The following is an 11,387-nucleotide window of genomic DNA, read 5'->3' as shown; positions in this document are numbered from 1 at the left end:
AGATCTCCGCCTCCTTGCAGGCCAGCGCCAAGCTCTTACCCTGGGCTGTCTGCACCTCAATCTGGCGCAGCTTCAGCACGACCTGCTCCGCGTTCGTCTTCTGACCTCGCCGCATGTCCGACTCCTTCGGTCCTGGCTGATCCTCTCAATCAGCCCGGTCCAAAGCCAGCCGGTCAGGTCAGCTCCGCGATCAGCCACATTTAGTCCGAGATCGCCGGCCATCAGCCGAGAATGCGTCCCTGCCAATACGTTTGGCGCGGATCAGGCCGTCCCTGAAAATGCGATGCCATCGGCGACCGCGAGGACCACTTCGGTCGATCCGATCATCTGACGCCAACATGCGGCGGTTCATCGAAAGCGACTGCGGAGAGAACCATGAACCCGGCGTGCGCCCAAACTCCGGTCAGCCAGCTTGACGAATGCGATCAGACAGCTTTTCCGGGGGCAGATCGAGAAAATTCGTTCCGGAGGATGTGTTCCAGGCATGATGGTGTCTCAGCCTCCGGCCCGGACCTTCACAGCGTAAAATGCTCAACCCTTCTGCCGCCTCCGTGATAGGCTAGCGCCGCACCGAATGGCGGTGTTGCGGGAAGGTCTATCAGCGTCCAGTCGTAATCATAGGCCGGACTTCTTTGGTCGCGGACCGGTACACGTCTTCGGTCGCCGCTCGGCCATACGGTGACGGCGGTGAAGCCGTGAGCGAAGCCTGTGCCGAGCGCTTTGGTGTAAGCTTCCTTGCGGACCCAAAGGCGCATGACTGCCGTCGAACGATCGCCTGCCGGCAGCGCCGATATCGCCGGCCATTCGTCCGGCGAGAGGATCGCGCGGGCAACCGGCCGCCAGTCGCCCTCCAGGCGATCGAGTCGATCGACATCGATGCCGAGAGCTCCACACCCGGCGATGGCGAGCAGCATCAGATCTTCGGTGTGGCTGAGGTTGAAGGCAACGTGTTCAGGGATCAGGTGCGGCTTTCCATGTGTGCCTCGCCCAAATTGCAACATCGCGGGATCCTGGCCGGCGTAGGCGCCGAGCACGCGGCGCAGTGCGGTACGTACCTTCTCGCGGCGTTGCCTCACGAGGCTGGTTGCCGCTGCATCGATCCGGGCACGCTCCTCAGGCGGCAGTTCGATCGCGGGCGCAGGCCGATCGAGACGGACGGTCCAGACGTGGATCGCGTCGGGCGCGAGTTGCGGAGCGTCGCACCGCGCCTGTGGTGCCGGCGTCATGTCGGTGCAGGGACGCTCGGCAGGCCGATCAACCCCCGTACGATCGCCGGCATGCCGGCTCCGTCGACCGAAGCGAGCCAAGCGTTGGTCTCGTCGCTGCGCGCGGGATACGCCGCCAATACGGCGCGCAGCGTGGCTTGGAGCGGAGCTAGCCCGCGCCGACGTTCCCGGGCGACACTTTGCGAGAGCGTTCCGTCGCCTGGTAGTGGTCCATCAGATTCTCCCGACGGTCCCAGCCCGTTCAGCTCGGCAAGTACGAACGCCGCGCGGCGGGCGAACGGCATTGCTCGGAGCGATGCAGGCGCGATCGCAAATCCGACATAGTGATCCTGCCGCCCGAGATCGACAGGCAGCACCTGGCTCTCGGCCACCTCGACGAGGGGCAGCCCGCCGGCAAAGCGCACCGGCACGATCGGCATGTCGTGCTCCAAGGCGAGATCGATCAGCACCGTGCTCACCGATGCCACCGGCACGCCCCCGCGGCGCGCACGCGTTCCATCGGTATGGACCAGCAATGATCGCGGATGGATGGCGAGGTCGCCTCCGAATCGCGTCAGCAGGCCAAGCAACTCGTTCGGCTTCCGGCGATCGAACATCATCAGCTTGAGCGGATCGTCGGCGCCCATCGCCGCGCGCGAGAGCTGGTAGATGTAATCGACGAAGGTGCCGCGATGCTCGGCCTTCGCGATCACCGCCGCGGGCAGGTCGCACAACGCGCCCATCATTGTCAGGAATAGCGACGACTCGACGTAGTTCTGATGGTTGGCGAGGTACAGGACCGGCCTACCTTTGAGTCTCGCGAACCCCTGCGGATCGGCGAGCACGAGATAGCGTACGAAGCGATCCACCATGGCAAGCATGAGATCGTGAACGAACGTATGCTGACCGTTCGCGCGCGCAAGCCAGTGGCGGTGCAGCACTTGGCAGTCGATCGGCTCTGGATCACCCGAAGTCGCGCAGATGCTGTCGCCTTCATGTTCGATCGCGATCGACCAGCGGTTGAGCGGCAGGTTCGCGCAACGGCCGTCCTCGATCCGGATCCAACGCGGGTGCAGCTTCAGCCGCTGGCCGGCATGATCGCACACTACGATCCGCTCGCTCTCGCACGTCAGCGGCACCAGGGGGAGCGTGGAGGCCGGGCAATGGTCGCGCCGCCGCGCCTTGGCGCCGTCGAGGTCGATCGACCCTGGCAGCCGCCGCGTACTGCCGGACGGCGCACGATCCTCGACGATCCGCATCCCGACGCGCGGCAACTGGTAGATCTGAAGTCCGTCCACCCATAGCCGCGCCTTGCCGCGCACCGTGACGGCGTCGGCGCGGCGCCTGCGCTCGGTCACTTCGAACTCGATCACCACCGTGCCGCGCTCCGGTGTCACCTGTCCGCGATAATGCCATGGCATCTGCTCGCCGACAGTCAGCGGCTCGAAGCGGGGACTGGCGAAACCCTCCGCCATGCCGCCGAGCAGCATTAGCGCCTGAATCGACTGCAGAATCGCCTCCACACCGAGCGAGCCCGGCTGGACGGGGTCCTGGTAGAAGTGCGCCTTGAAGAACCAGTCGGACGAGCGCACGTCCTTCTCGGCGCGGATCGCCCCGAGCTGCTCGGCGCCACCGTCCGGCCAATAACCGGTGATGCGGTCGCTCATCAGCAATCGGCCATCGGGCAGCCGTGCAGCGCCGGTCTCGCGGAGCGCGCCTGACCGATCCACCAGATCGATCGCGATCTCGCTCGGCGCGGCGAGCCGCGCGAGATCGTCGTCGGTGACGGCAAAGCCCTTCTGGTTTCGCATCGCTTCCGGCGGAAAGAAGCCGAAAACGGTTTCGCAGCGGAAGACCTCCTCGTCGCCGACCGTGCAGCGGACGGCGAACTTCTCGATGATGAGATCGCCCATCACGTCGACCGAGAGCAGTTCGGCGCTGGTGGCGATGGTGCCATCGTCGGGCCGGATCTCGCGATGCTGGATGCCGTCGCCATCGAGATTGCGGAACAGCAGGTCGCGGGGTCCGCGATCCTGCCGCAGCGTGTAGGAGGCGAGCCAGCCGCAGGGCTGCAGAGCCACCTCCATCAGCACGCAGATCGGCATGGTGCCGCCCGGAGCATCGGCGAAATACCAAGCGTCCGGCGGCACGTCGTACAACACGGTGACCTTGCCGCCCGCCTTCATGTCGCCCATCGCACCCACGAGCGCGGTGATCCGCGTCATGAAGTGGTAGGGCGGTCCCGGCAGGCGCGGCGTGCGCTTGCCCGCATCGAACATCGCGAAGCCCTCGCCGAATGCGTCCGAGGGACGGCCGAGCGCACAGGCGATGAGCGATCGCTGATCGAGCGGGAAGGCGCCGATCCGGGCGAGCGCACGGCCGTCCTCTCGCGCGTCGATCAGGTGGGACATGCTGCCGAGCGGCCAGTCCGGCACGAGTTGCAGGCCCATCCGCTCGCATAGGAACGCCTTGCGGCCATCGACCGTGCATAGGATGTGCGCGAAGAGCGTCGGCACCTCGTCGTGGCGGAACTCGTCGACAAAGATCTCGTACACGATCCGGCGCGATCGCGGCGTCACTTGTCCGCGGCAGAGGAACTGGTAGCAGGTGTCACGCACCGGCTGGAAGCGCCAGCCATCGCGCGTCAGCGTCACGCCGGCCGCCGCCATGTAGAAGCCCATCCCCTGGAGGCAGGCGTCGGCCATCAACGTGCCGGGCATGCACGGATCGTTCTTGAAGTGCCCGTCGAAGAACCATTCGTTGCCGCGGATGTCCTTCTCGACCCGCAGGTAGCCGCGACCGGCCGGCCCGCCTGCGAAGTCGAGTGCGGTGATCTCACCCAGGAAGTTGCGGTGATCGGCGGGCGAGGCGGGCGTACGGGTGTGCGTGCGGGCCAGGACGAACCCTTCGCCGAAGCAGGCGGGCAGATCGCCATCGAGGTAACTCTGCACCGCTCCGGTCGTGAACGCGCTTCGGGTCGTCGCGCCGGATGGCGGGGCGAAGGCGGCGTCGGCAACGTAGGCGGCGCCGGCGGGATCCCAGATGACGCCGCCCGCACCGTCGAGCTCGGCGGGCGTGAAGAAGCCGGCCTGGCCGTTCCGCACCGAGATGCGGAGCGCGCCGTCGATGCGGCATTCGTAATGGAAGAAGAACAGACGCACGTCGCCCTGCCGGGCGTGACCGTCGATCACGATCTCGTAGTCGAGCGTTTCGCCGGGCTGCGGCAGATCGCCGTGGAATGTCAGCTCGCAGCCGAGCAGGCGATAGGCACGCTCGCCGCGATTGAGTTCGTCGATGCCGAGCCAGGAGATCAGCAGCAGATCGGCCTGACCGCATTCGATGAAGATGCCGGGCGGCATGCGGCCGTGGTGCAGATACCAGCTGTCGGCATGCACGTCGGTCGCGGTCCAGATCGTGCCGCGTCCCATGCTGTGCGGCTCACCGGCGATGCCAAGGACGCGGTCGCACAGCAGCAGCGGCGGCTGCGGCATGCGAACCTGGACGGCATGATTGTCCTGACCCGCGAAGGCCGGCCCGAAGACCGAGGAGATGCGTCCGCCGGCGAGAGTTTCGAGGTCCTTGCGGTTGAACTGGGGGCCGGGCCGTCCGGGAACGGCTGACGACGAGGCGGGCATCGGTTCGGGAAGCGGCACGATCGTCGCCGGAGCCCGCAGGGTCGCCGTGGGGGCGGGAACGAGGGTAGGCGGGGCGATGGGCGTCGCCGCGTTCGGGGCGGCGGTGCCGAGCAGACCCGCGAACAAGCGCTGGCCGGCGGCGAGATAGGCCTCCATCCCGGCTCGCTGCGCGTCGAGATGGAGCCGGTGCGCCGCGAGCAGCCGGTCGTGCGTGCTCACCAGCGCGGCATGATGGCTAGCTTCGGCTCCTGCTGCTGCACTTCCGTATGGCGGCGTCGGCTCGGGCGCGGTCGGCCGCCATGTGTCCGGGACCGTGGGCGCGATGCTCGCCGATGAGGGGGCCGCAGCCGCCAAGCCCCGATCGCCGGCCATGACCGGAGCGAGCATCGGCGGCCATGGCATCCGGCGTGCGGTCGGCTGTGCCTTCGGGACCCTGGGAAAGATCGGGTGCGGCTTGCGGACGGCAAATCTGAGGGTTGGGGCAGGCTCTCTCGGCTGTACGGCCGAAGGCGAGGCTTCCTTCAGCGCGGCCGGATCGATCTCCACCCCCGCACACCACAATGCGGCGACGGTACGCCATGCTTGCACGTCGCCGTCTATGCCCGTCCGGTCGAACGACACCGCGAGGTGCGGACGATCGCCAAGAATTTCACCGATCGCCGTGGCCAGGCTGCTGCGCGGGCCGTGCTCAACGAAGATGCGCACCCCGTCGCGCCAGGCGAGATCGACGATGCGTGGAAAGTCGATCGTCTTCAGCGCCTGATCGGTCAGGGCATCGGCCACCCCCCGGCGCGTCGGCTCGAACACACCGCCAAAGGCGTTGGCATACAAGCGGATCGGCAGGGTCGGCGCGAAGGTCTTGCGATCGTGCGCTTCCCGCCACGCCGCCGCGAACGGCTCCACCGCAGCGCAGTGCACCGCGAGGTCGTGTCCGAGCGGGATCGCCAGCGGCTTGCCGAGAGCGTCGATCACCGCCCGGCAGGCGCCTGCGTCGCCGCCGATGACGCAATCGTCGGGACTGTTGACGATCGTCAGATAGGCGCGCGGATGTCGCGCGACTTCCGCTTCGACCGCGCTGGCGGGCGCGCGCAGGCGAAGGTTGGTCCATGCGACAGGTGTGCCGGCGGGCAGACCCCAATGCGTCCGAACGGCATCGAACCGGCCAGCCAGCGCCTCGGTGTAGAGCCCGCTCGCGGCGACATCTGCCAGCAGGCGATCCATGTCGCGCCATACGCCGAATGCGACCATGGCGTTGGTCTCGCCCGACGAGAGGCCGATCGACGCTTCCGGCCGCAGCTTCAGTATCTCGAGGCTGAGCGCGGCGTGGATCTGGCAGAGGAGGGAGGAGCCTGCAAGCTGGCGAAAGGGCAGCCGCGCCTCGGCGTCGCCCTCGCGGAAGAAGGCGCCGGCCACCGCCGCAGGATCGCCGATCCGGTCTCGGACCCGGTCGATCAACCCTGGCATGCCGAGCAGCAGCGAGGCCCCCATGCCGGGGTAGGCCGATGCCGCGCCGGTGAAGACGAAGGCCATCTCGCCCGCGAGCGGCGCCGCGCGGAAGGTGATCCCGTCCATGGACCAGGCATCGGCCGGGCTCGCCGCCAGGGTCCGCAGCGCCCGCTCACGCCGCTCCGCCAGCTCGTCGGCTGTGCCCACCAGCGCCAGCCTACAGGGCGCGTCGCCGCCCTGCCGATCGTGCCGCAGCGCCTCGAGGAGAGACACGCGATCGGCGGCGGCGTAGCGCGCGATTCGCACGGGCGGCCGGATCGAGCGCGGCGCGGCCGTGCCCGGCTCGATCCGCCATGCCGCCCGCTCGCCGAGGAAGGAGCGGTTCTCGACCAATACCGCTGGCGCCACTCCGCCGAGCAGAGGGCTTGCGGCGCCGTTCGGAGTGGGAGCCGCGCGAATGTGGATCATCCCGATCCCCAGCGCGACATGGAGCAGGCCCGAAGCCGCGTGGGCGCGGCCGAGCAGTCGGTTGACCGGGCTGTCGGCGGCATCGTTCGCAAGGTCCGCAGTCTCGGTCCCGGCCCCGGCCTCGCTCAGCACTGCCAGGATCGGATCGCCGGCAGCCCGCGCTCCGGCGCGGGTCTTCAGCGCCAGCATCACCGCCGCATCGGCCATGTCCGTCTCGCCGAGCAGCGCCGCGGCTGCCGCTGCGTGGACGGGCTCGCGCGCCATCTCGACCGCTCCCACCAGCGCTGCGTCGATCTCGCCGCGCCGGAGCGCGGTGATCGCCAGATCGAGCGCGGCGTCGCCCGACAACTCTTCACGCGAGACGGCAAAACCCGGACCCTGCAGATCGAGCTGGTTGGAGAGCCGGTTCGCCGTGATGTTCGGCATCTCGCCGATCACCGCCGCGGAATCGAGCGGAAGCGCGAAATCGTCGCCGGCCGCGATCAGCGCGGGATCGGCGCGGTCGCCCTGCGCGAGCAACTCGGGCCAGCGCGCGCGCACTCCGTGCAGGCACACGCGGGAATCCGTCTCCATGCCCACGAAGATGCCGGTCCGCCGCCGATCGGCCGGCGCCACGCCGGCCAGGGCCTGCCGGCACACGTCGAGCAGCACCAATTGCTGTCCGAGCGCGCGCTCCAGCTCGACCGGCGGAAAGGCGATCTGGCGCATCGGCAGCGCGATGGCATCTCCGTCAAAGGCCGGATCGGCCACGCCCGCGCCGATCAATCGATCGGTGAAGGCGATTGCATCCGCGTCGCGGTGGGTGCGTACGCCCATGCCGACGACGACCACGTCGTCGGCTGCCTTGGCCGCCTTGACGGGAAGGCGCTCGGGCTCGGCGGTCTGCTGCACGATGAGCTGCGCATTGTTGCCGCCGAAGCCGAAGCCGTTGATCGCCGCCGTCCGCTGGCCGTCGATCGCCGGCCAGTCCAGCGGTTCATCGGGCACGACGTAGCCCGCTCGGGCGATCTCGGCCGCGAGCGGTCGCGCTCCCGGCGTGCACGGCATCTGGCCATGCTCCATCGCCGCCAGCGTCTTGAGCAGTCCGGCGATGCCCGATGCCGTGATCAGATGGCCGACATTGCCCTTGAGCGATCCGAGCACCAGCGGCCGATCGCCATAGACTCCGCGAAGGCTGGCGATCTCGGTCGCGTCGCCCAGCAGGGTGCCGGTGGCGTGGCACTCGACGCATTGGACCTCGTCCGCCGCCATGCCGGCCGCGTCCAGCGCGGCACGCATCGCCTGCGTCTGTCCCTCCCGCGCGGGCGACAGGAAGCCGCCGCTGCGTCCGTCGTTGGAGAGACCGATGCCGCGGATCACGCCCAGGATGCGATCGCCCGCGGCCAGCGCGTCCTCCACCCGCTTCAGCGCCACGAACGCTGCGCCCTCTGCGGGTATCAGGCCGTCGGCCTCGGCGTGGAAGGGGCGGCTTCGACCGGTAGGGCTGAGCGCATTGAGCGCGGTGAAGCCGGTGTGGAGGAACAACTGGTCGACCGCGTTCACCGCACCCGCGAGCATCAGATCGGCATGGCCGTCCTGCAGTCGGTCGCAGGCGACCTTGATGGCGTACAGGCCCGACGCGCAGGCCGCGTCCAGCGCCAGCGATCCCCCGGACAAGCCGAAGGCCTGCGCCACCAGCATGGCCGGCGCGCCCGACATGAAGCGGTTGAGAGGTACGACCGGCGCGTCCGTGCGTATGCCGGCCTCTGCCAGCCAATGCTCCTCGGCGAACCGGACGTGAGCGCGGGTCGGGTATGAGAGGTTGCCCAGCACCACGCCTGCGCGATCGCTCGCCTTACGGGTGAAGCCGCGCATGGCCTGAGCGGCGGCGTGGAGACTCCAGCGGAACACGGGATCGAGCGTTGCGACGAGTGCCGGGTCGAGAGCAACGCCGGCAAGGTCGAGTCCCTGGTCGAGGGAGCCTACATAGCCGCCCATGTCGGTACACACTGGATCGACGCCGCTGGAGGTATCGGGCGCGCCGAGAACGCGGCCGTGGTCGATCCGCCAGTCGTAAGGGGGCGCGGGACCGACATGGCATGCGCCCTCGGCCACCGCCTGCCACAGCGCCTCGGGCGAGGCGCAGCCAGGCAGCAGGCAGCCTTGCCCGACGATGGCGATCGGAGAAAAGACTCCCACGGCGGAACTCAGGCCGCTGCCGCAGGCAGATCGTGCATCGTCAACCCTTCGATCAGGCCGAGCAGCGTGCCCGCCTCGTCCCGGTAGCGCAGCGTCCAGCGTGACGAGAGTGACGTCTTGGCGATCAGCAACGCTTCGCAGCGGACCGGTGCGGCGTGATCCCATCCTTCCGCCAGGTAGACTGCTGCGGCCGAGGTCGGCAGGCTCTCGCGCCCGCGCGTCTCGTGGTTCCATAAGGTGCTGAGCTGGATGCCACCGTCGAGGATGTCGATCGGCGCGCTGCTTGCCGAAGCGGCGAGTGGCACGCGCGTGCGCAACAGCCCGGCCGCACCATGCTCGTCCAGGCCCTCGATCGTCTCGATCACCTGCAAGGCCGGCCCGTGGAACAGCCTTCCGTCGTAGATCGGCTTGGCGGCAGGCCAGCGGTCGAGCGATGGCCTCTCCGCCTCGCTGTTGGCAAGCGGCGCCTCGCCGGGGACGATACCCATCCGATAGCAGAGCTTGCCCGCAGGATCGGTGATGGTTACCGCGACACGCCCTTCGCCGTCCGGCGCGGTGCAGCCGATCTCGAAGACGTCGCCCGCGCCTTCGAACGAGGACAGCACCATGCCGTTCACGACCTCGAGGTCGACCGCGCGCCGCGCCACGCCGCCGAGCCAGTGGGCGACGCTTCGCAGTGCGACCTCGATCGCGGCGACCATCGGCACGACCCTATTCGATCGCACGACGTGCGAGTCGATGTAGCCGTGAGTCGAGCGGTGGAAGCGGGCGTGGAAGCTGCGCGAACGCGGCAGGTCGGCGGCCGCGAACGCGGCAAGCCCGCCGCCGAACACGACCTCCACCGCGCTGCCGTTGCGGCCGAGATATTCGTCGGCGAAGAAGCGTGCGCCCTCCTTCAGGGGAATAAGCGGCACGCCGCGGGCGACGAACAGCGCCTCCAGCCCCGCATCGACCATGCCGCCGGCCCACGGGCCCCAGCCGATCGACTTCACGAGGCAGGCTTCGCCCCGCCGCTTACGCTCCGCGCGGCACACCCGGTTGAGCACCTGGTTCGCCGCCGCATAATCGCTCTGGCCGAGATTGCCGCGCCATGCGGCGATCGACGAGAAGCAGACGAGACGAGTCAGCGCATCGTCACGCGTGGCATCCAGAAGGTTCCGCAAACCGTCGACCTTGGTGCGCATCACCGTGCGAAACTGATCGGACGTCTTGAGGAGAATTTCCTTGTCGGCCAGCACGCCGGCGGCGTGGACGAGGCCGCTGATCGGCCCGAACTCGCTGCGGATCCTGGCAACCGCTTCCAAGGCGGCGTCGGCATCGGCGATGTCGACCGCGTCGTAGCGGACGGTCGCGCCGGTCGCGGCGAGCCGTGCCAGGTTCGTCCGCAACTCGCGCGCGGCGAGAATCGCGCGCACCTCGGCGCCGATCCGCTGCGGGCTCGGCGTGATGCCGGCTGCCTGATGGCGTCCCAGCAGAGCGCGCTTGAGCGCTGCATCGTCGACAATTCCTGCCAGTTCGGCCGGCTCGTCCTCGAGCGGGGTCCGGCCGAGGATGGCGACCTTCTGCGGACGTTCCGCCAGCAATTCCGTCAGGCACGCCGCGGTGATGCCGCGCGCGCCGCCGGAAACCAGCAGGACGCCGTCGGTCGGAATGGCGACGGTCGCGGGTGTCGGCGCCGGCTCGGGACGGAGTGCGGGAACCAGTCTGCGGCCATCACCGGCGAGCGTCACTTCCAGCTGCATCCCGCCGCCGATCAACTCGCGATGGATCGCCTCGGCCGAACTCTCGCCAGCGAGGACATCGGCGCTCAGCTCGATGACGCGGACGACGACATTCGGCCATTCGAGCGCCGCGGTCTTGGCGATCGCGCCCGCACCGGCGAGCCACCCCGCATCCGCCTCTCCGCCCGGCTGGACGATGACGAGCGTGCCGCCCGCCGCCATGGCGTGCCCGCAGGCCTGCACCTGGCGGAAGACCGTCTCAGTCGTCGCGATCGGATCGGCATCCGACGTTTCGGCGATGCCGGCGAGAAGGATCGCCGCCCGGACATCCACGGGCGGGGTGTCGACGGCTCGCGCATGGAGGCCGGTCTCCGCCAGCCGTGCCGCCAGCATCCCCGCGAGATCTGCGGGGCCTCCGATGATCCAGATCGACTGCACCCCGGCAAAGCCCGGCGTTAGCAGCCCCGGCACGGCACTCTCTTCTTCCGCCACGATCATCCGCCCGAGGGTAGGCGTGAGTGAGGCGGGTGCAGCCGAAGAAGGGGAGGATGACGCGACGATGCCGCCGCTTCCCGCCAAGGCAACGATCGCGCCGAGCGTGTCGAGAGCGGCGAGCGCGGCCGTGTCCACGTCGGCGAGCTGGGGCAGCTTCTCCTGCAAGGCGGAGAGGATCTGGACGCGCTTGATTGAATCGATGCCGAGGCCTGCCTCCAGCTCCATATCGAGCGTCAGCA

3 protein-coding genes and 1 pseudogene are annotated in these 11,387 nt (G+C 68.8%); all 4 read right to left on the bottom strand.

From position 1 onward, the window contains the following. Positions 1 to 115, bottom strand: a pseudogene (locus ACLBYB_RS31930) (IS3 family transposase); the annotation flags it as partial. Between the two features lie 400 nt (positions 116 to 515). Beyond that, a complete protein-coding gene (locus ACLBYB_RS31925; RefSeq protein ID WP_447701258.1) occupies positions 516 to 1,226 on the bottom strand; it encodes a 4'-phosphopantetheinyl transferase family protein in 711 nt (236 codons plus the stop codon). Then, a complete protein-coding gene (locus tag ACLBYB_RS31920; protein WP_447701257.1) occupies positions 1,223 to 8,932 on the bottom strand; it encodes a beta-ketoacyl synthase N-terminal-like domain-containing protein in 7,710 nt (2,569 codons plus the stop codon). Before ACLBYB_RS31920 ends, ACLBYB_RS31925 begins: the two co-directional genes overlap by 4 nt. A gap of 8 nt (positions 8,933 to 8,940) precedes the next feature. Continuing rightward, positions 8,941 to 11,387, bottom strand: a 2,447-nt coding sequence (locus tag ACLBYB_RS31915) for an SDR family oxidoreductase (RefSeq protein ID WP_447701256.1), incomplete at its 5' end; no start/stop codon positions are given.

The organism is Methylobacterium sp. D54C, from assembly GCF_053345595.1.
Note: the sequence above shows the minus strand (reverse complement) of the source record. Positions and strands in the feature narration are given on the sequence as shown.

Coding starts and splice junctions, on each gene's coding strand:
- ACLBYB_RS31925 (WP_447701258.1), bottom strand. CDS start 1,226: ATGACGCCGGCACCACAGGCGCGGTGCGACGCTCCGCAACTCGCGCCC.